Consider the following 21,593-nt stretch of genomic DNA (forward strand, 5'->3'; position numbering starts at 1 on the left):
TAACTATGCGAAACCCTTTTTTCTTATTTGTTGTAATGGTAATTGCTTGGCCGTTAGGTAGTATTGCTCAACGTGCAGATAGTCTACATCAAGCGTCAATCGTAATAGATACACATAACGATGTATTAATTTCTTCTATTATGGAGGGAAAGAACATTGCCAATCATGTCCCTAGTGGGCATACCGATATTCCCCGTTTTTTTGAAGGAGGGGTTAATGCTCAAATCTTTTCAGTATGGTGTGGGGGAGATTATGGAAAAGGGAGGGCGTATAATTTCGCGAATCAACAAATTGACGCTTTAACAAAAATTGTTGCTGAAAACCCCGACAAGTTACAATTAGCGACGACTAAAGAGGATGTCCTTTCCGCTGCCAAAGAAAACAAATTAGCGGTTCTGATGGGTGTGGAAGGGGGACACATGATTGAGGATGATTTGAGTTATCTTCAAAATCTGTATGATCGCGGGGTACGGTATTTAACGCTGACCTGGAATAATAGTACGGACTGGGCGAGCTCTGCATCTGATGAAACGAACCCTAAATCGAAGATCAAACATAAAGGGTTGACTGATTTTGGTCGTGAGGTGGTTCGCTACATGAATAAAATCGGCATGATGGTGGATCTATCACATGTTGGTGAGCAAACATTCTATGATGCAATAGAAACGACTTCAAAACCGGTAATTGTATCGCATAGTAACGTGTATGCAATAGCACCTGTGCCACGAAATTTAAAAGATGAGCAGATCAAGGCAATTGCGGAGAACGATGGTGTGATCTGCATTAATTTTTATTCTGGTTTTTTAGAAGAAGGTTATAATCGTAAAGTAGATAGCTTATATGCTGTGACGGTTCCGGAAAAGGAGCAAAAAAAGAATGTGAAGGGGGATGGCAAATTTGATAAGCTGTCTGCTGAAGCAAAGGAACAGGTTCGTCCTGAACTAAGCGTGGTGATTGATCATATTGACTACATTGTTAACTTGGTGGGTATTGATTATGTCGGATTGGGTGGCGATTTTGACGGGGTAGAATCAACTGCCAAAGGTTTAGATGATGTGTCAGCCTATCCGAATATTACAAAAGCGTTAGTCGAAAGAGGGTATAGCGATGGAGATATCCAAAAGATTTTGGGGCTCAATGTGCTAAGGGTACTTGATGCACAATGAGCCTGACGTTTATTTTCGTGGGTGGCAATGTGATGGATTAAGCCATGTTGTGGTAAACCGCCTGAACATCATCATCTTCCTCAATCTTATCGATAAGTTTCAGAATATCTGCGGCATCTTCTTCGCCGATCTCTGTTGACGAAAGCGTAATGCGTTCTAATTTAGCAGTGACCTCTAAGCCTTTGCCTTCTAGAAGTTTTTGCATATTTCCAAAATCTTCAAAGGAAGTTTGAACGACAACGACGTCATTGCCTTCCTCGTCATCTTCGACATAGAGTTCCTCTAAGCCTCCGTCAATGAGTTCGAGCTCGAATTCCTCGAGATCGACATCTTCGCCAACTTTGAAACGGAACACGGATTTGCGTTGAAATATAAAATCTAGCGATCCTGTCTTGCCGAGTGATCCTCCGGCTTTGGTGAAGTAACTGCGGATATTCGCGACGGTTCGGTTAATATTGTCGGTTGCTGTCTCTATTAGAATTGCAACTCCGTGGGGAGCGTAGCCTTCATAAATATGTTCTTCATACGAATTCGAATCTTTTTCAGAGGCTCTTTTGATAGCCGCCTCGATCCGGTCTTTCGGCATGTTCACAGCTTTCGCATTCTGAATAGCCGTTCGTAAGCGTGAGTTCGATTCAGGATGTGGCCCTGAATCTTTAACTGCCATCGCTATTTCTTTGCCCAAACGTGTGAACTGAACGGCCATTTTAGCCCAGCGCTTAAACTTCCGTTCTTTTCTAAATTCAAAGGCTCTTCCCATTTTATTGTTGTTTTCTAAGGTTTGTCAACATTTCTTTTGTTATTGCAGAAAGATCAAATTCAGGATTCCAACCCCAATCTTCTCTTGCGTAGCTATCATCGATAGATTTTGGCCAACTATCAGCTATTTGTTGTCGAGGATCATCAGCCGTGTAACTTAGTTGGAAATCGGGTAAATATTTTTGTATTTCTTCTCCTAATTCGGATGGTGTAAAACTTGGACCAGTGAGATTATAACTAGAGCGAATCCGAAGATTTTCTGCAGGGACATCCATTACTTGTAAAGTGCCGGCAATAGCATCATCCATGTAAAGCATCGGTAGTCTCGTGTTCTCAGAAAGAAAACTCTCGTATTTCCCAGATAATAGAGCTTCGTGGAAAATATGAATAGCATAATCAGTAGTTCCTCCCCCCGGTGCCGCTTTCCAACTGATTAAGCCAGGATAACGAATGCTTCTTATATCTAAACGGTGTTTTTGGTGATAGTATTCACACCACCGTTCGCCGGCTAACTTGCTGAATCCATAGACCGTACTGGGATCCATAATGCAATATTGGGGGGTTTGGTCTTTTGGAGAGTGAGGGCCGAAGACGGCAATTGAGCTGGGCCAGAAGACTTTCGATACTTTATATTCGACGGAAAGGTCGAGTATATTAATAAGTCCATCCATGTTGAGTTCCCATGCTTTTTTCGGAAATTGTTCACCAGTGGCTGACAGAAGTGCTGCAAGCAGGTAAACCTGGGTTGGTTTGTGCTTCTCAAATAGGGCCTTCAATGCTTGTTGATCAAGTACATTGACTATCTCGAAGTTTGCAAAGGGATCAAGCTGAGTCGGTGCTTTGATGTCGCAAGTTATAATGCTTTCATTTCCGAATTTTTGGCGGAGGGCGGCGGCTAACTCGGTTCCAATCTGACCATTTGATCCGATGATAATAATACGTTCTTCCATCGCCGCAAATATATGCTTTTTGAAAATAAAATTGGGACTATGTCAGATTACCTTAACAATAAACAGGCTTCTTTAAAAGATTCTCTTTGTCCTATAGAACTATATAATTCGGTATAAACATAATATACCCCTGATGGCACAGGCTTTCCTTGATCGTCCGTACCGTCCCAATTGACGAGGTTTCGGGTTCCTAGACGGTGGTTGCTAAGAAGTTTTTTTACTGAAATTCCACTGGAACTATAAACCGATACGTTTGCCATTTTACCCCCTTTTTCGAAGCCAATATGCAACTCTAAATTGTCTTCTTTTTCCGGTGCGAACTTTTTATTAATTAGATAGACGCCATATGATTGAGTATCCTGATTGAGAGCTTGTGAATTTTGATAACCGGGTGTTGCATACCCATGATTTGCTGCGGCAGAAATAAAATTTCCAGGAATATTTGTAGGGGTATTGAAGTCAACTCTTTCTAAAGAAACGCCTTTTGGGTTTTTAATAAAGGCATCGTGCATTTTTTCATGGTAGGAAAGACTGTCAACCAGCTGCTCGTTCCTAAATAGGAGGACAGCGCCTTGGGTGTTTGTCAAAGTTGGGAAAGTTTCCATAGACTGGAAGCTCTGGGGAACCTGAGAAGGGTAATGTTCCTGAAGAATCTGTGAATCTTTACTTAGTACTTTATAGGAGCCAGGGTACAGGTAAACGGACTCTTTACTGACTTGATGCAGCCGATTTCGTTTTCCGCTAGAGTTTACCGTTGTAATTTCCAGCGAACGGAGATCGATAATTTGATCTGAATGATTGTATATTTCAATGAATTCTACCCCGTCCGACTTAGGGTCAGCTAAAATTTCTGAAATTAAGACTTGTTGGGGGACATAGTTACTGTCACCAGAAAGACTAGTCTGGGGAGCTGTCGGTTCAAAAATGTTATGTTCCGAACATGCTGATATGAAAAGTAAACAGGGAGAAATAAATAGAGTTTGTAAGAACGCCTTCATTTTTCAATAAAAATCGTAGATACAAAAAGTGAAATTATATGTAACAAAAATTAGCTTGGTTAAATAGTAACTGTGCCTTCAAAAACATATTCAGCAGGACCTTCAAGATAGATATCCCGAAAATGGTTATTGTCCGCATGAAAGCGTATGAGCAGATTCCCGCCAAGGGCACGGATAGGGGTTTTTAGTTGGCCATTTTCACCCTTTTTATATGCCATCGCTAAAGCAACAGCGGTTACACCGGTGCCACAAGCAAGAGTCTCATCTTCAACACCACGCTCGAATGTACGTACGAAGTAACCATCTTCTTCAGGGCTTACGAAATTTACATTAATTCCGTCTTTCTTGTAAGGGGTTGAATTGCGGATACTGGCTCCTTCGTGCTTTACGTCCATTGCTTCCAGCTCGTTAACTAATTTTACATAGTGTGGTGAACCGGTGTCTAAAACGTAAGACTTGTCGATTATTTGAATCTGATCAACATCTTGCATTTTTAGTGACACCCAATTTCCTTCGTCGTTGATTGATGCAGTATGACGTCCGTCTATGGCTATAAAGTCGGCATGATCACTTACTATTTCTATTTTCTTTGCGAAAGCAACAATACATCTGCCTCCATTGCCACACATGCTTCCGAGTTGGCCATCGGCGTTGTGATAGATCATTTCAAAGTCGCCTTCAGCACTGTTTTGTAGCAACATGAATCCATCCGCACCAATACCAAAACGCCGGTCGCAAAGGTGATTGATTTTTTCCTGACTGAGTTGAATGTTTTTTTCTCGATTGTCGACGATGATGAAATCGTTGCCAGCACCTTGATACTTAAAAAAATGAATTGATTGCATTTTCAAATTTAAACAAAATATTGATTGTCGACTTCTAATTTTAATGTCATTAAATAATGGTAGCTGGATTCGTTTAACATTATTTAACAGAAAAGATCTGTAAGCGATTTGCAAACAATGGTCTCTAAATGGTAAATTTGTGCTAGTTAATATTTTTAATCTTTATAAAACAATAAAGTGGTTCCCACTTTAGAAATACTTGAATAAATAAATGAATATGAAAAAAATCGGAATGACAGTTTTGATCGCTATGGTAGGAGGCCTTCTTGCTATAGGTGGTTATAAATTGTTTGAAAACAAACAAGTGGAGAATATGAGCTTTGAAGAGAAGCAAGAGGTTTATTTTGCTAATAATCCTTTAAAGATTAATTCTTCAACGGGGAATCCTGACTTTACACAAGCAAGTGCGGCAGTATCGCCTGCAGTTGTTCATATTGTAACAACCTACGAGGCGAAAAGTCGTCAGCGTATGCAATCTTCGCCATTCGGAGATATGTTTGAAGAATTTTTTGGGGTTCCAAGAGGTAGAGGACAAAGTCAGCCTTCCCGTGCGTCAGGTTCTGGCGTTATAATTTCTACAGATGGTTATATCGTGACAAACAATCACGTAGTAGAGGGAGCGGACAAGATAGAAGTTAAGCTTACTGATAAGCGTGTTTTGGAAGCTAAATTGATAGGTAGAGATCCTAATACTGATTTGGCATTGTTAAAAGTATCATCGTCCAAGTCTTTGCCAATCGTTAAGCTTGGAGACTCAGACGATGTGAATATCGGTGAATGGGTTTTAGCGGTTGGTTATCCTTTGGGTTTGGAGTCTACCGTTACTGCTGGTATTGTTAGTGCCAAGGGGAGGTCTCTTAATCTTTTAGGGCAAGATGATTTGCGCCGTCAATATCAAGAAAATCCTAATGAAATGCCGGTAAATGCGGCGATTGAATCTTTTATTCAGACGGATGCTGTAATTAACAGAGGTAATAGCGGTGGTGCATTAGTAAACGCTAATGGCGAATTGATTGGAATTAACTCAGCAATCGCTTCACCTAGCGGATATTATGCTGGATACGGCTTCGCGATACCGGTGAACTTAGTTAAGAAGATAGCGAATGACTTCAAAGAGTTTGGCGAAGTTAAACGTGGTTATGTAGGAATTACGTTTGTTGAGCTGAATACTGAGGTGGCAAAGGAATTAGAGGTAAGTGAATTCAATGGGTTGTATGTTCGTGATGTTGTAGAGGGTGGTGGCGCTGATAAAGCCGGAATAAAAGCAGACGATATTGTTACCCATATTGACGGTAAATTAATTACAAGTTCTTCTGTTTTACAAGAGCGAGTTGGTCGTTTACGTCCGGGAGATAAAATTGAATTAGAGTACTTAAGAGAAGGGAAGAAGCGGAAAGCAACGATTACTTTGCAGGAAATAACAAACGCAGAGACAGCAGATACTGCTGAATCAAGTAAATCAGCTACACAATTATACAATAGCTTGGGGGCTGGATTCAAAGAATTGACGGCCGCACAAAAGAAGGAGCTTGGTGTAGATGCCGGAGTTGTTGTTACTAGTATCCGCCAAGGTGGGCTTTTTGCCAAATACGGTGTGCCTAAAGGGTTGGTAATAACAAGTATAAATGGTACAGCTGTAAGCAATATTGATCAAATCGGTCAGGCTTTAAGTAAGAATGCAAATGTAATTACCATTAAAGGGATTACACCAGACGGAGGAATGGCTACATTAACGTTCCCGACGGAATAGCAGGGAGTGTAATTGTATAGTTTACGCGTCGATTACGACGTAGAAAAGAGGGTGAATCGCTAGATAAGCGTTCAGCCTCTTTTTTTTTGCAGATTAGAACAGTTCTAAATTGTTTTATTTTTACAAAAGTTTTACAGAATTGAATACAAATGGATAATTTTGCTTACCATAATTAAAAACAAGCCATAAAAATGAGTCGTTTCAATCATTTACTTTCCTCTACGATAGGGAAGAAACTTATCATGAGTTTAACAGGGATATTTCTAAGCCTATTCCTGGTTGTTCATTTGATTGGGAATTTGCAATTATTCAAGGATGATGGCGGATTGGCATTTAACCAATACGCATACTTCATGACAAGCTTTGGTCCCATAAAAATTATCTCTTACGGCCTCTATGCGACGATTGTGCTCCATGCAGTGTATGCTTTAATCGTTACGATACGAAATAGAAAGGCTAGACCAGTTGCATACGCATCTTATAATGGAGCGGCGAATAGCCCTTGGAATTCACGAAACATGGGCATCTTGGGGACTATCATTTTGATATTTATCGTTACTCATATGAGTAATTTCTGGTATAAATACCATTGGGGTGGTACGCCTTATGTTGAGTATGTAACTAACTTACAAAGTGGGGATACCCAGGTTAATGAGATATCAGAAGCTGAATTTGCAGGTTATGTCAATTATATTGACTCTGACAATCAGATTATGAGAGCGAAAGATTTATATAAGCAAGTTAATTTTGCTTTCCAAAATGTAATTCTTGTAATTTTCTATGTGTTGGCGATGGTAGCATTAGGTTTTCACCTGGCTCATGGATTTAGATCAGCTTTTCAGACCCTCGGCTTCGACCATAATCGATATGCCCCAATAATTAGGTGGATTGGATTTTGGATATTTGGTATTTTAATACCTTTAGGGTTCGCTGCAATGCCTTTGTATTCTTTTTTCGTTGTTAATGGTTAGCATTTCGTTATGCTGAAAATAAAAAATTCAAAATGATTTTAGATTCTAAGATTCCAGAAGGTCCATTAGCGGAAAAATGGACTAAGCATAAATTTAATTTAAAGTTGGTCAACCCTGCCAACAAACGTAAGTATCATATTATAGTCGTAGGTACGGGCTTAGCGGGCGCTTCGGCAGCAGCATCCCTCGGGGAACTGGGGTATAATGTAACAACGTTCTGCTATCAGGATAGCCCACGACGTGCGCACTCGATCGCAGCGCAAGGTGGGATTAACTCATCTAAAAACTATACAAATGATGGTGATAGTGTTTATCGTTTGTTTTATGATACTATCAAAGGGGGCGATTACCGCTCGCGTGAAGCGAATACGTATCGTTTAGCTGAAGTTTCAGCAAATATAATCGATCAATGTGTGGCACAGGGGGTGCCCTTTGCTCGCGAATACGGTGGGATGTTGGATAATCGGTCGTTTGGTGGAGCACAAGTGTCCAGAACATTTTATGCGCGCGGACAAACAGGACAACAATTGTTGCTAGGGGCATATTCAGCATTAAATCGTCAGATTAAAAAGGGTACAGTTAAGAGTTACACACGACATGAGATGCTTGACGTGGTCACAATCGATGGTCATGCTCGTGGTATAATAACTAGAGACTTGATAACAGGTAAGATTGAGTCTCATGCGGCACATGCAGTTTTATTATGCACTGGCGGCTACGGGAACGTATTCTTCTTATCAACGAACGCTATGGGATGTAATGTTACCGCAGCATGGAGAGCTCATAAAAGGGGAGCTTTCTTTGCAAACCCTTGTTATACCCAGATTCACCCTACTTGTATTCCAGTTACAGGTGATCATCAATCTAAATTGACATTGATGTCTGAATCACTACGGAACGATGGGCGTGTGTGGGTGCCTAAAACAGTAGAACTAGCCGAACGATTACGAAAAGGTGAGCTCAAAGCAAGTGATATTAAAGAAGAGGATCGCGATTATTATTTAGAGCGAAAATATCCGAGCTTCGGAAACTTAGTTCCACGCGATGTTGCTTCCAGAAATGCGAAAGAAATGGTCGATGAGGGAAGAGGTGTAGGTAAGACTGGCGTAGCTGTCTATTTGGATTTCGCGGACGCCATCAAGCGTTTAGGAGAGGATGCTGTTCGTGCGAAATATGGGAATCTATTTGATATGTATTTGCAAATCACAGATGAAAATCCATATAAGCAGCCGATGCGGATTTATCCAGCTGTTCATTACACTATGGGCGGACTTTGGGTTGATTATAATTTGATGACAACTGTACCAGGGTTATATGCACTTGGCGAATGTAATTTCTCTGACCATGGTGCTAATCGTTTGGGTGCGTCAGCCTTAATGCAAGGGCTTGCAGATGGTTATTTTGTGTTGCCGTATACTGTTGGTGATTATTTAGCTAGTCAGGGATTTGATCCGGTAGATGATAAAAATCCTGCTTTTGAAAATACAAGAAAGGAAGTCGAAGAGCGTGTTAACAAGTTGCTTAGCATGAAGGGTAAGCAGACAGTTGATGACATTCATAAGAAACTCGGTCATATCATGTGGGAGTATTGTGGGATGGCGAGAACTGAAGAAGGGTTGACGAAAGCAAAAGGTTTAATTCAAGACCTTAGAAAAGAGTTCTGGGAAGATGTTAGTGTGTTAGGGGCAAATGAAGAACTGAATATGTCGCTAGAGAAAGCTGGACGAGTAGCTGATTTCTTGGAGTTGGCCGAACTTATGGTCGATGATGCGTTGAATCGTTCTGAGTCATGTGGCGGTCACTTCCGTGTGGAGAGTCAGACTGAAGAAGGGGAAGCCAAACGTAAAGATGATGAATTTGCTTATGTTGCAGCTTGGCAATATCAGCCGAATGGAACCGAACAATTGCATAAAGAGGAACTGCAATTCGAGAATGTTAAATTAACTCAACGTAGTTATAAATAGATGATGAATCTCTAATCTATAAGAAAATGAGTGCAACAATGAATCTGACGCTAAAGGTATGGCGTCAAAAAGACGAGAATACTCGAGGTAAGTTTCATACATATGAAGCGAAAAATATATCAGACGACATGTCATTCTTGGAAATGCTCGATGTTGTCAACGAAGAAATAACAAGAAAGGGTGAAGACCCGATTTATTTTGATCACGATTGCCGCGAGGGTATCTGTGGTATGTGTTCCTTGTATATTAATGGTCGACCTCATGGACCAAAAGAGGGTATTACGACTTGTCAATTACATATGCGAAGCTTTCATGACGGGCAAACGATTGTAATTGAACCTTGGAGAGCAGCAGCTTTTCCAGTTCTCAAAGACTTGGCTGTCGATCGTACAGCATTCGATCGTATTCAACAAGCAGGGGGCTTTGTTTCAGTAAACACAGGAGCCATCGTCGATGGAAATGTTCACCCGATACCAAAGGTTAAGGCTGATGAGGCATTTAATTCTGCTACATGTATTGGTTGTGGAGCCTGCGTGGCGGCTTGTAAAAATTCATCAGCGATGTTATTTGTTTCCGCCAAGGTATCGCAGTTCGCCCTTCTTCCTCAAGGTCAAGCAGAACGTGTTGAAAGAGCTCAGGCTATGGTGGATCAAATGGACGCTGAAGGCTTTGGTTCTTGTACAAATACGGGAGCCTGTGAGATAGAATGTCCGGTAGGGATTAAACTTACAAACATTGCCCGTCTCAATCGGGAATACCTTCGTGCTAAGATTACGAAAGAAGAAGAAATCCATTAAAGGATCATATCTTTTACTAAATAAAAAAGCTTCGGATTTCCGAAGCTTTTTTATTTAGTAAAACTATTAGAATATACTGCTGACAACCTGAATTATATTGACGCTTGGAATTTGAATGAACGAAGCACTAATTGATCCTTCTTCAGCAATCATATTGGTGTCTGAGTTTATAAGTATTAAGGCTAAAGCCAAAAAGATCGGTACTAACAAAAGCAAGTACGGGGATATATTAAAAAAAGACCGTTTCATAATGGGAATGCTGTTATTCTGTCCTATATTGGATGATACAAATAAACAATAAGGCTCTGATAATATAAAATTTAATAGACGAACTGGCTGATTTTATAGATATTTATGAAAAATGCATGATGAATCAACGAAACTCCTTCATTATTCAGACCATTATTTGGCTGCTGTTGCTGTTCGTTTTTTATTTGGTTACGTCGCATAAGGCGGGTGAATTAGTGATTTTTGGTTACGGGCTACTGAATATTTCGATATTTTATTTGAGCTATTTCTTTGTTACGCCGTTTATTTTAAGTAAGAAAAGATATTATAAAGGTTCTTACAGATTACTGGTAATCATCGTAGTATCCGTACTCATAAAGTATGGAGTGGCATTGATTTATGAATCGGATGTTATGTACTATGGTGAGAATTATAATAAACGATATACAGATACTCAGTATTTATGGTCTGCGGGACTTGTTAGCTTGTTCTTTGTCTTATTAAGTTTCTGTTTACGCTTAACGCATAATTTTTTTATTCAGGAGAGGGAGAAGAGAATGTTGGAGAATGAAAAATTAGCGGCTGAATTGTCTTTTCTAAAATCTCAAATTAATCCGCACTTTCTGTTTAATTCACTTAATAATATTTATTCGTTAACCTATCATAAGTCAGATAAAGCTCCAGAAGCTATTCTAAAGCTTTCAGGCATTATGCGTTATATGTTGCAAGAGAGTGACGACGATAGGGTGCAATTAAAGGATGAAATCGCTTATATGGAGAACTACATATCCCTCCAGCAGCTACGATTTAAGGAGGAGATTGCTATCGATTATAAAATCGATATTGAAAATATGGAACTTAGGATAATGCCTCTCCTTCTTATTTCCTTCCTGGAAAACGCATTTAAGCATGGAGTCGTTACCAATAAAGAATATCCAATTCGAATTTTGATAGAGGTGGTGAATAATAGACTTCACTTTAAAGTGTCTAATTTCAAAAACAAATTGAATAAAGATCAGGTGAGTGGAATCGGGCTCGAGAATCTAAAGAGACGTTTGGAGTTGGGATATCCTAATCAGTATAGTCTGATGGTTGATGATAAAGAACTGTTTTATAGCAGTGAATTATTTTTATATTTATAAAAAAACTTAACAAAATGCGTTGTCTTGTAATCGATGATGAACCGCTGGCGTTAGATATTTTGTGTGATTATATTAAACGAGTTCCCGAACTCGTACTTTTGGATTGTTTGACAGATCCGTTAAAAGGCCTGCAAATGGTTCAAAGGGGCGAAGTTGATCTTTTGTTCCTAGATATTCAGATGCCTGAACTTTCTGGTATCGATTTTCTTAAGAGGATGAATGGTGAATGCGAAGTGATTTTGACCACTGCGTATCCTGAATATGCATTGGATGGATACAATCTTAATGTAGTCGATTACCTTTTGAAACCGTTTGCTTTTGAACGTTTTAAAAAGGCAATTGAAAAAGTGTTAAATGTTCAGAATATACTCTTTGTTAAAGTAGAGCATAAGATGCAAAAGGTGGATTTAAATGAAGTCCTTTATATTGAGGGTTTAAAGGATTATATTTCTATCTATATTGGTGACGAACGGATTATAACATTGCAAAATTTAAAAAAAATAGATTCGTTACTTCCTGACAAACGTTTTGTCAGAGTTCATAAGTCTTATATCGTTTCTTTGGATAAAATAGACTCGATAGAGAAAGGGAAGATTAATATTGGTGAAAAGCAGATCCCTATTGGTGATACCTATCGTGATTCATTTTTTAAAAAGATCGAACAAAAAAGCTCTTAATTAGATCTCTCTTCCCACAGCTTTGCGATCATTATGATTGTTAAAACTGCTTTTTGCATATCTTGCACTGAAACCCACTCCTGTTTGCCATGGAAAGCATGTTCTCCAGCAAATATATTAGGGCAAGGCAGGCCCATAAACGAAAGTCGAGAACCATCGGTTCCGCCACGGATACTGCGTAAGATAGGGTTTATGTTTAATCGTTTCATAGCTTCAACACCGATTTCTGTCACCTGCGGGTGGTTTTGCAAGATGTTTTTCATATTACGGTATTGTTCATGTATGCTTATTTCAAAGGTACAGCCAGGAAATTGCGAAACGGTTTCTTTTGTGATCCTTCTTAATTCTTCGCTATGTTTTTTCAATAATTCATCATCGAAATCGCGTATAATTAAATCGATCGTGGCTTGCTCGACAGTTCCTGATATGGAAACTGGATGGATAAACCCTTCTTTATCAGATGTCGTCTCAGGTGAAAGTCGGTCTTTTGGTAAGTTGGAAATCAGCTCACTTGCTACTTTTATCGCGTTTATCATCTTCCCTTTTGCAAATCCCGGATGAATGCTATTGCCGTTAATCACAATACGCGCTCCATCAGCAGAAAAAGTCTCGTCTTCGATAGACCCCAAGGTCTCACCATCCACAGTATAACCATAATCGGCACCTAACTTTTCCATGTCCAACATTTCAACGCCTCTGCCTATTTCTTCATCAGGTGTGAATAAAATGCGAATATCTCCATGTTTAATTTCCTGATGTTTCAATAGAAGTTGCACTGCATCCATGATTTCAGCAACGCCGGCTTTATTGTCTGCCCCTAGTAGCGTTGTTCCACTAGCAGTAATAATATCATTGCCATATTGTTTAGCAAGATCTGGATGGTTTTGAGGTGTCAGGACTTGTGTCTCATCGTCGGGCAAGACAAGGTCTTGCCCTTGATAGTTATGGTGAATGATGGGCTGTACATTTGTTCCACTACAATCTGGTGAAGTGTCCATGTGGGCACAAAAACAAATAACAGGGACATCTTTGTCCGTATTTGATGGAACCGTAGCAAAAACATACCCATGCTTGTCTACGTGTGCATCCTTGATACCAAGCTCAGTTAGTTGTTCGACAAGTAGGTTCGCAAGGTTTTTCTGTTTATCTGTAGAAGGAAAACTTTTCGAATTTGGATCAGACTGGGTGTCAATCTGTACGTATTGCATGAATTTCTCTGTTACTTGAAATTCATGCTCCTGAATTTGTAAGCTCATGTCGATAGAAAAATATTTTTATAAGAAAAAGCCCACAGTTTTATGTGGGCTTTTTCTTATGCTGTTGCGTCTTCTGTAGTGAATTCCTCGTCTACGAGAATGCGACCACAATGTTCGCACACGATTATTTTTTTTCGTTGACGAATATCTAACTGTCTTTGAGGTGGGATTTGGTTAAAACAACCGGAGCAAGAATCGCGATCAATAGTTACTACAGCTAAGCCATTTTTAGCATTTTTTCTTAACCGATTGTAGGCTATCAATAGACGCTCGTCTATTTTCTTTTCAGCTTTCTCGGCTTTGGAAAGCAACACTTTCTCGTCCTTCTCAGTCTCTCCAGTAATATTATTAAGTTCTTCTCGTTTTGCAGCAAGATCTTTCTGACGTTCTTCTAGATCTTCCTGTGCCTTTTCGTACTTGCTAGTTTTATTGCTGATTTCGAATTCAGTTTCACGAATTTTCTTTTCAAGAACTTGGATCTCAAGACCCTGTATTTCGATCTCTTTAGCTATCGCGTCGTATTCACGATTGTTTTTTACTTCATTCAACTGGGTTTCATATTTCTTAATCGCCGCTTGCGCGTCCTTAATTAAATTTTTACGATTAACGATAGAGTCTTCAGATGCGTCAAGATCGGTTCTGATCTTTTCAATCCGAGTTTCAAGTCCAGCGACTTCGTCCTCAAGATCTGCTACCTCAATTGGAAGTTCTCCGCGTACCTGATGAATTTTATCTATTTGTGTATGAATTGTTTGCAGGTTCCACAATGCTTGTAATTTCTGCTCTACAGTTTTTTCCATTAAAAGTAATATTTTATTGGGTTTGTGCTTTCTTTAGTAATTTGGATTGCAAAGTTAGGAAATTTTTTTCGTATTACTTCTAACAATAAATCTTGCGTAAACTGCTCGCTTTCAAAATGTCCGATATCTGCAATCATGATTTTATCTTCAGCATCGAAGAACTCATGATATTTAAAATCAGAGGATATGAACACATCCGCACCTGCTCTGATCGCGTTTTTTAGAAGGAAACTGCCTGCACCTCCACATACAGCTACCCGTTGGATGTTATTAGTCTTGTGTCCCGCGTGCCGAATGACCTGTACATTCATTTGCTCTTTTAAAAAAGACAGAAAGGTTTCTTTCGGTTGAGGTTCTGCTAGGTTTCCAATCATGCCAGCTCCCACCTCCTGGTAGCTGTTGTCGAGTGAATAAATGTCGTAGGCTACCTCTTCATACGGGTGACTCTCATACATTGCTATTAGAATATTCCTTTCTTTATAATAGGGATAAATGACCTCTATGGCTAGTTCTTGTACGTTTTCTCTTCGGCCAGCCTCGCCAATGGTCGGTAATGCATATTCGTTCGGCAAGAAAGTTCCGGTTCCGGAACTGCTGAAGCTACATTCCGAGTAATTACTAATATTGCCGGCACCAGCAGCAAATAGAGCATTTTTAACAACCTCAGAATGGCTTATTGGAACGAAAACCTTGAGTTTTTTTAAAACATTTCCTTTCGGCGATAACATAGCTGGATTTTGTATCCCCAGGCGCTCCATGATTTTAGCATTTACACCACCACGGATATTATCTAAGTTGGTATGAGCCGCATATAAAGCAATACGATGCCGGATGGCTTTCGCTACGACGCGTTCTACATAAGTTGAGTCATTGAATCGCTTTAGTCCTCGAAACACAATGGGATGATGAGTAATAATGAGATTGCAGTGGTGTTCGATAGCTTCATCCACAATTCTTTCGGTACAGTCGAGTGCCACGAGCGCACCTGTGATCTCGTCTTGGGGGTTGCCTACAATGAGGCCAGAATTGTCATAATCCTCTTGTAGATGAAGTGGAGCTAATGACTCAAGATATTTCGTTATTTCTACTAATTTCATCTTGTTTATTGTTTTTATCTACAAATCGCTGGTGTTCAATAATTAATATTCTAAAATAATCGATCTTAACCCAGTAGCGAATGAAATAATACAATGCAAAAATACCGGCTACAAAAGATATACTCGGAATGAGGGGAAAACTGGCAATAACAACGAATATAGCATATGAAAGTCCGAATAATCGACCCGGATTTTCCTCTTCTGCTATTTTCCGATCATAAAATTCATTAGTTAAAGAGTCAGCCATCCGATTTGCAATGATGAAGTTCCAATAAAGACTTACGATTGGCACCAGAGCCATCCAAACCATCCAAGGCTTTAAGTGGCGGTTTTCTTCGGCAACCGTTTTCAGGGTTCTGCTTAACGTTAGGCAATAAAATGCACGTATAATTAAACTGACTATTGAGATAATCGTTGCTGCCCACACCATGTCCTCTGTCAGAGTTATGCCATTATATTCCATCAGCACGAAAATACGGGAAAATTGTCAACTATGAATTTAATATGAAAATTGTTAACAATAAAATGATTATTATTGGGATAACTAAGGTATCGAACTATCAGACGCTCCAAACAATATATACAAGATGAAACCGCGATGCTGGAGAATTTCTATCGAACCGGTGATTTGGAGGTTCTCGGGCGACTTTATGAACCCTATATGTACTTAATCTACGGATTATGCCTTAAATATTTAAAGGACCCGGTTAAAAGTGAAGATGCAGTTATGCAGATTTTTGAAGAACTGATTAAAAAACTTCGTGTTCACAGAGTCGATAATTTTAAGGGATGGCTTTACACGGTGGCTCGAAATCATTGCCTGATGGAGCTACGTAAAGAAGATAAAAACCAGACCGTTTCTTTAGAAGAAACTTTTATGGAAAATGTCGAATATCCGCATCTTGATGATAGCGAGGGTATGCGTGAGCAGAATTTATCGAAAATGGAATCATGTATAGAGCAATTGAAAGAAGAACAAAGGGTTTGTGTGAAGTTATTCTATCTAGAGCAGAAATGCTATAAAGACATCGCAGACAAGACGGGGTATTCGATGAAACAAGTAAAAAGCAATATACAGAACGGGAGACGGAATTTAAAAATTTGCATGGATAAAGATATATGAGTCAACACTACGATATATTATATATTCAACAGTATCTAGAAGGAAAACTAAGTCCTGATGAGATGCATGATCTCGAACGTGCAGCTTTAAATGACAATCTGTTACAAGATGCTATTGATGGGTATCGTTCTGCGGATACGGTTGACCATAGACAGTTGAGTTTACTGCAGAAGCGTTTTGCTGCTCGGATTGAAAACCATCAAGAGATCAAAAATAGAAACTATTTTACCTGGCAGAGATTAACTATCGCAAGCATTGCTGGACTTTTATTCATCGTTATCGGCGTGCTGTTCTGGATGATGAGAAACCCCGCCACAAATCGGGAAGATGTTACTAAACAACAAGCGACGGCAGTTAGTGTTCAGGAAAAGGTTACGATAAATTTAGTTGAAGGAAACCTATTTCCGAAAGTAGGATGGGATGCTTTTAGGGATCATGTGTCTATATCAACCGTTGCTATTCCGACAGGTGAACATGTTACCGTTCATTTTGACGTTAAGGATACTCGGCCGATCAATATTCGGTTTGTTTCGAGTCATGATGAACAACTTATTGATACCATCGAGAAAATGCTGGAAAAAGGACCAGGCTGGGATGGAAGCTCGGGGACAATCGAGTTGCAGTTTTAATCTATCTCTTCTTTCCTAGCGTAAAGCTAAATGTGCTTCCGATACCTTCTTTACTTTGCACTGAAATGGTTTGTTGGTGTGCCTCCAGGATATGTTTGACAATGGATAGACCTAAACCCGAGCCGCCAATATCTCGCGCTCTACTTTTTTCGGTTCGATAAAACCTTTCAAATATCCTTGGGAGATTTTCTTCGTCTATGCCTATTCCGTCATCTGAGATTTCAATTAATACTTGATCGTGGAGTTCGAAGAGGGTGATTTCTGTTTCGCCGTTTTCCTTTCCATATTTTATCGAATTAGAAAGAAGGTTTGCCAGTACCTGTCTCACTTTTTCACGATCAGCATTAACCATCGACTGTATTTTGGGCTTATCGTTGAAGTGGAGTTTGATTTTATGCTTTTGAGCTTTTAATTCTAATGATTCAATTACCTCGTGAATTAAAATAGAAAGATCAAATTGCTGGAAGTTTATCGAAAGTTCGCCACTTTCTAATTTAGATATTTCGTCAATGTCTTTAATCAGGTAACTTAATCTGTCCAGATTATTAGTTGCTTTATCTAAAAACTTATTGGCGAGGTTAGTGTCTTCCTCAATCAAGCCATCCTGTAGAGCATCAATATAACCTTGAATAGCAAAAAGCGGAGTCTTGAATTCATGGGAGATATTTGACAAAAATTCACGTCGGTATTTTTCCTGACTTTTTAGCGCATCAATTTCTTTCTTCTTGTCCCTTGCCCATTCTCGAACTTCTTTCTGAACATCGCCGATGGGATCCGAACTTACATGTTCTGCCAAGGTTTCTTTTATATCTTTTCCTAGCTTGAGGTTATGGATAAGTTTATAGATTATTTTTATTTTACTATAAACATAGCGCTCCATCAATATGTAAAAAATAACGAAACTAATTATCGCTGCGCTGACAAAAATTACAATAATCTCCGCTAGTTCAAGTCGAAGAAGGAAACTAACTAGAGCAATTGCAGATGCAACCAGTATAGCATTTAGAAAAATTAAAGATCTAAACTTCATTGTTTATTTCACCTAGCACTGTAATTCCTCCTTTAACTTTGTCACCCAGTTTTACAGCCACTTTGCTTCCAATCGGAAGGAAAACATCAACACGCGACCCAAATTTAATAAAGCCAAACTCTGTACCTTGGTCGACTGTCTGTCCCTCTTTTACATACCATACGATTCGCCTGGCCATTGCTCCTGCAATTTGCCGGAACAGGATTTCGATGCCATCTGTTTCTACAACAGTTGTTGTACGTTCATTAAGCGTCGAGGATTTTGGGTTCCAAGCCATTAAATATTTGCCTGGATGATATTTAAAGTATTTTACGATACCGCTCACCGGATTCCTGTTGATATGGACATTTATTGGCGACATGAAAATCGATATTTGCAGCCTTCTATCCTGAAAATATTCCGTTTCCTCTGTTTCTTCAATAACAACAACTTTTCCATCTGCCGGACATAAAATAATTTTCTCATCTTGAGTTATCGTCCGCTTCGGACTCCGGAAGAATTGTAAAAGCGCGATCAGTACAAAGGCTGATAAAATATACACGGCCCAAGTTAGAAGTTGATTTTCAGAAGCATAGTAGTGAGTGATTGCATTGAGGACAAAAACAAATAAGACTCCGAGGGCAATTGAGGTATATCCTTCCTTATGAATAGTCATGATGTGTATATTTTCAGCAAATATAACTATAAAGCCTTATTTAGTCACACGCTTTATAGATATCTTTTAAGTTCCTTCCGAGACCGTTATAGTCCATGCCATAACCGACAACAAACTCGTCGGGGATTTCAAAGCCAACGAACGCCAGGTTGGGGAAAGTGTGCTGTAGTTTTGCAGGCTTAAGCAACAAGGAGCAGATCGCTACAGATGCGGGTTTGTGTTCCTTAATTTTTTCTAACAGATAATGCAGTGTATTCCCTGTATCAATAATATCTTCAACAATAATTACATCCCGGTCTTTAATATCGACGCACAACCCGATGATTTCTTTTATTTCCCCTTGCTGCTGATCACCTTGATAGGAAGCTAGTTTAATAAAGCAGGTCTCAGCAGCGATATCAATTTCTTTCATCAGGTCAGCCATGAAAAGAAAGCAACCGTTTAAAACACCGATAAAAACAGGAACCTGTTTTTCGTATGACACATTGATTTGTGTGCCGATCAGTCTGATCCGCTTCTTCACCTGATCATGCTCGATCATGAGACCAAATTCCTTTTTATCGATTTGTAATTTCATGCTTATTGATCTTCAATTTCCTTACCAAAAAGCTGTTCAAGTAGCCGTTGGGCCTCATCGACCTCTCTTTCCAAATCAATCCGGTCTTGATCAGTGTCCTGCATTGTGCTGTCCGGCTCCGGTTCTCTTGAAGGGAGGACAGCATTTCGTAAGCTCACAGAGTAAAAACCATAACTTCGCGTCGAATCTCTCGGGATATAACCAGAGTTAGCCATCAGCGTACCGATTAGCCGGAAGTATCCGGTCAGATAAGGTTGCAGACCACCGTAACTTGTAAAGCGCGACAAACCTCTTTTGGGGCTGGGGACGATGCTCGCCAAGAAAATGCTCTCACCGACAGTCAATTGAGATTGATCTTTTAGAAAATAATGACGTGAAGCCTCCGAAATCCCATAAACATCTTTTCCCCACTCGATGACGTTCAGATATACCTCATACATTCTTTCTTTGCTCACAATATCGTTATGTTCGATTAGCCACACAATAAGCATTTCCTCAACTTTTCTCGCTAAGGTCTTTTCCCTGTCCAGAAAAACATTTTTAACCAGTTGCATCGAAATTGTACTGCCGCCACGGGTGAATGCTTTTTCCTTAAAATTAGTAGCAATTGATGCTTTGATTGATTTTTCCACGAAACCCTCATGTTGAAAGAATGTTGGATCCTCTGCAGTTAGAACGGCATTGCGTAACGTCGGGGATATCTGGTTTAGAGGGGTAAAGTTCGGGTTTTCAGGACCAACAATAATATTCCGGACAGGACCGTCTTCTTCGTAAGGCTGATAGGTGAAAGTCGAGTTGATTTTCGATAGATCAGTCTTTCCATAAGAGTTGATCTTGAAACCGTCTTCTTCAATCGCCGAGTGCAGTTGCACGCTGTCAGGATTCTGTGAATCCAGATGCAGATCAAAACTATATTTCATTTTTCCAGAAACCTTGATCCCTTCGAGCGATTCAAAGAGCCCGGTAGGAAATGAATCAAAGGCCTCTTGAGCATCCATTTCAGGTATATCTACTCCTAAATTATAGATTTTATGCGGTTGCAGGGTCAGCTTCGCATAAGGGTGAGCTGTTATTTTAGCCAACTGAACTTCCGATCCTTTGTCTAACTCTATAAAGTCCTTACCAATAATGAATTCTGCTTGAGCGAAGGCTTGCGGAATGATGACGTCGTTGGATGCAATGCGCCAATGGTTTATCAGGAAATTGCCAAGTCGTCCACTTACCGAAATTTGCAGGTCATCGCTGTTCTTCCATTTGACATCCTGAAGTTCAGCCTCTACCGTATCGAAATTTACAAGCAAACCATATTTATCCTGGAGGAGAGGAAGTTCGACTTTTCCGTCTTCTGCATACAAGCGGAAGAATAACTTGTTCCGACCCGGATTGAGATCCCCATCAAGATGCCAGGTAGCCTTGTCGGAATTAATTAAAATTGTCGATTCCAGGTTCCCGTTGTCGATATTAGCCCGAGGAACCGTTACCCTGTGAAACAGACTATCATCTTTGTAAGAAACGTCAAAGTTTTCTAAGTCCATATTTTCGGGAATCTTATAGAGAACCTGATGGATAACCCGGTTGACAAGCTTGCCCAGGTGAATCGGTTCTTTTTCGGTTTCAGGCACAACGGTGGCCGTATCGACTTGATCTTCCCGAAAAAAGAAGTCATAATTACTCGTAACGCTGTCTTTTTTGATGAAGGTGATACTGGCGTTTTCCATATCCATGTTAGCGAGTTTCACTGTTCCGCTGAGCAAGGGAAACAACTTGACACTAACCCGCAACAGTTCAATTTTCGCCAACGTATCCGCGTCCAGCGGAGTGGCAGAAATGTCTTCGAAAGTTACTTCTTTCAGTCCGGAGAAGTAGGCGTCTTCAATATCAAGTTTAATTTGGTAGTCCTCTAAGGCCTTGGCTTTTGCTCGTTCGATCGCACTCTTTAACAAGGGTTCTCTTTTGTTGACAGCGATAATCGCCACAATTGTAAATAGCACGAGCAGCGCGCCGGTAATACTCGCAGCAATTATATAATACCGCTTGGGTATCGATTTTAGGAATGCACGGATCTTCTCCAAGTTTGTTCGTTTATGTTGAATTGTAGTTTTAATGTCTAAACTTCCCGTAAATATCTATAAAATCCTCTGTTTTTCAAGTTTGTATAGCTTATTTCTTAAATTTGAAA

Annotated in this window: 21 protein-coding genes; 9 read left to right on the forward strand and 12 right to left on the reverse strand. The window is 39.8% G+C overall.

The annotated features are described in order from the left end of the window. Positions 1-5 precede the first annotated feature (5 nt). Complete coding sequence (locus tag D3P12_RS04255; protein WP_245977384.1) at positions 6-1,166, forward strand: dipeptidase; 1,161 nt, start codon at positions 6-8, stop codon at positions 1,164-1,166. A gap of 37 nt (positions 1,167-1,203) precedes the next feature. On the opposite strand, the gene D3P12_RS04260 is transcribed toward D3P12_RS04255, so the two are convergent. The 4 genes from D3P12_RS04260 to dapF are packed head-to-tail and all read right to left on the reverse strand — an operon-like array spanning position 1,204 to position 4,718. Further along, on the reverse strand, positions 1,204-1,926 hold the full coding sequence (locus D3P12_RS04260; protein ID WP_118193838.1) for a YebC/PmpR family DNA-binding transcriptional regulator: 723 nt from the start codon (positions 1,924-1,926) through the stop codon (positions 1,204-1,206). Between the two features lies 1 nt (position 1,927). Next, positions 1,928-2,875 carry an NAD-dependent epimerase/dehydratase family protein gene (locus D3P12_RS04265; RefSeq protein ID WP_118193839.1) on the reverse strand — a complete coding sequence of 316 codons (948 nt, stop codon included), beginning with the start codon at positions 2,873-2,875 and terminating at the stop codon, positions 1,928-1,930. Positions 2,876-2,922: 47 nt separating this feature from the next. Then, positions 2,923-3,873, reverse strand: coding sequence for a lamin tail domain-containing protein (locus tag D3P12_RS04270; protein WP_118193840.1), 951 nt, complete (start codon positions 3,871-3,873; stop codon positions 2,923-2,925). Positions 3,874-3,932: 59 nt separating this feature from the next. Further along, on the reverse strand, positions 3,933-4,718 hold the full coding sequence (gene dapF, locus D3P12_RS04275) for a diaminopimelate epimerase (RefSeq protein ID WP_118193841.1): 786 nt from the start codon (positions 4,716-4,718) through the stop codon (positions 3,933-3,935). Positions 4,719-4,935: 217 nt separating this feature from the next. On the opposite strand from dapF, the gene D3P12_RS04280 reads away from it, so the two are divergent. The 6 genes from D3P12_RS04280 (at position 4,936) to D3P12_RS04310 (ending at position 12,247) form a co-directional block, all read left to right on the forward strand. Then, positions 4,936-6,468: a Do family serine endopeptidase gene (locus tag D3P12_RS04280; protein WP_205941056.1), complete on the forward strand. Its 1,533-nt coding sequence runs from the start codon at positions 4,936-4,938 to the stop codon at positions 6,466-6,468. Positions 6,469-6,659: 191 nt separating this feature from the next. Next, complete coding sequence (locus D3P12_RS04285; RefSeq protein ID WP_118193843.1) at positions 6,660-7,439, forward strand: succinate dehydrogenase cytochrome b subunit; 780 nt, start codon at positions 6,660-6,662, stop codon at positions 7,437-7,439. A 32-nt stretch (positions 7,440-7,471) separates the two neighbouring features. Next, on the forward strand, positions 7,472-9,403 hold the full coding sequence (locus tag D3P12_RS04290; RefSeq protein ID WP_118193844.1) for a fumarate reductase/succinate dehydrogenase flavoprotein subunit: 1,932 nt from the start codon (positions 7,472-7,474) through the stop codon (positions 9,401-9,403). Positions 9,404-9,429: 26 nt separating this feature from the next. Continuing rightward, positions 9,430-10,200 (forward strand): succinate dehydrogenase/fumarate reductase iron-sulfur subunit, encoded by a 771-nt coding sequence (locus D3P12_RS04295; protein ID WP_205941057.1) that lies wholly within the window; start codon positions 9,430-9,432, stop codon positions 10,198-10,200. A 365-nt stretch (positions 10,201-10,565) separates the two neighbouring features. Then, positions 10,566-11,570: a sensor histidine kinase gene (locus D3P12_RS04305; RefSeq protein WP_118193846.1), complete on the forward strand. Its 1,005-nt coding sequence runs from the start codon at positions 10,566-10,568 to the stop codon at positions 11,568-11,570. A 14-nt stretch (positions 11,571-11,584) separates the two neighbouring features. Next, positions 11,585-12,247: a LytR/AlgR family response regulator transcription factor gene (locus D3P12_RS04310; RefSeq protein ID WP_118193847.1), complete on the forward strand. Its 663-nt coding sequence runs from the start codon at positions 11,585-11,587 to the stop codon at positions 12,245-12,247. Here the strand turns inward: D3P12_RS04310 and pepT are convergent. Genes pepT through D3P12_RS04330 form a run of 4 tightly spaced genes read right to left on the reverse strand, consistent with a single transcriptional unit; the run spans position 12,244 to position 15,863 of the window. Further along, positions 12,244-13,503 (reverse strand): peptidase T, encoded by a 1,260-nt coding sequence (gene pepT, locus D3P12_RS04315; protein WP_118193848.1) that lies wholly within the window; start codon positions 13,501-13,503, stop codon positions 12,244-12,246. The two genes, D3P12_RS04310 and pepT, sit on opposite strands and share 4 nt — an antisense overlap. Positions 13,504-13,559: 56 nt before the next feature. Further along, a complete protein-coding gene (locus tag D3P12_RS04320; RefSeq protein ID WP_118193849.1) occupies positions 13,560-14,303 on the reverse strand; it encodes a zinc ribbon domain-containing protein in 744 nt (247 codons plus the stop codon). After that, positions 14,303-15,400 carry a Nif3-like dinuclear metal center hexameric protein gene (locus D3P12_RS04325; protein ID WP_118193850.1) on the reverse strand — a complete coding sequence of 366 codons (1,098 nt, stop codon included), beginning with the start codon at positions 15,398-15,400 and terminating at the stop codon, positions 14,303-14,305. Before D3P12_RS04325 ends, D3P12_RS04320 begins: the two co-directional genes overlap by 1 nt. Continuing rightward, positions 15,369-15,863: a hypothetical protein gene (locus D3P12_RS04330; RefSeq protein WP_118193851.1), complete on the reverse strand. Its 495-nt coding sequence runs from the start codon at positions 15,861-15,863 to the stop codon at positions 15,369-15,371. The genes D3P12_RS04325 and D3P12_RS04330 overlap by 32 nt, the downstream gene beginning before the upstream one ends. Before the next feature lie 135 nt (positions 15,864-15,998). Between D3P12_RS04330 and D3P12_RS04335 the strand changes: the two genes are divergently transcribed. Continuing rightward, positions 15,999-16,523, forward strand: a complete 525-nt coding sequence (locus D3P12_RS04335) for an RNA polymerase sigma factor (protein WP_118193852.1) — start codon at positions 15,999-16,001, stop codon at positions 16,521-16,523. Further along, complete coding sequence (locus D3P12_RS04340; RefSeq protein WP_118193853.1) at positions 16,520-17,152, forward strand: hypothetical protein; 633 nt, start codon at positions 16,520-16,522, stop codon at positions 17,150-17,152. The genes D3P12_RS04335 and D3P12_RS04340 overlap by 4 nt, the downstream gene beginning before the upstream one ends. 1 nt (position 17,153) lies before the next feature. Here D3P12_RS04340 and D3P12_RS04345 read toward each other — a convergent pair whose 3' ends face one another. Genes D3P12_RS04345 through D3P12_RS04360 form a run of 4 tightly spaced genes read right to left on the reverse strand, consistent with a single transcriptional unit; the run spans position 17,154 to position 21,486 of the window. Next, positions 17,154-18,182, reverse strand: coding sequence for a sensor histidine kinase (locus D3P12_RS04345; RefSeq protein ID WP_118193854.1), 1,029 nt, complete (start codon positions 18,180-18,182; stop codon positions 17,154-17,156). Further along, positions 18,172-18,837: a phosphatidylserine decarboxylase family protein gene (locus D3P12_RS04350; RefSeq protein WP_118193855.1), complete on the reverse strand. Its 666-nt coding sequence runs from the start codon at positions 18,835-18,837 to the stop codon at positions 18,172-18,174. Before D3P12_RS04350 ends, D3P12_RS04345 begins: the two co-directional genes overlap by 11 nt. A 40-nt stretch (positions 18,838-18,877) precedes the next feature. Then, positions 18,878-19,414: a hypoxanthine phosphoribosyltransferase gene (gene hpt, locus D3P12_RS04355; RefSeq protein WP_118193856.1), complete on the reverse strand. Its 537-nt coding sequence runs from the start codon at positions 19,412-19,414 to the stop codon at positions 18,878-18,880. 2 nt (positions 19,415-19,416) lie between these two features. Continuing rightward, the gene (locus D3P12_RS04360) at positions 19,417-21,486 is read right to left on the reverse strand and encodes a transglycosylase domain-containing protein (RefSeq protein WP_245977385.1); all 2,070 of its coding nucleotides are present in this window, start codon (positions 21,484-21,486) and stop codon (positions 19,417-19,419) included. Between the last annotated feature and the right edge of the window lie 107 nt (positions 21,487-21,593).

Origin of the sequence: Pedobacter indicus (assembly GCF_003449035.1) — a bacterium.
Taxonomy (GTDB): Bacteria; Bacteroidota; Bacteroidia; order Sphingobacteriales; family Sphingobacteriaceae; genus Albibacterium; species Albibacterium indicum.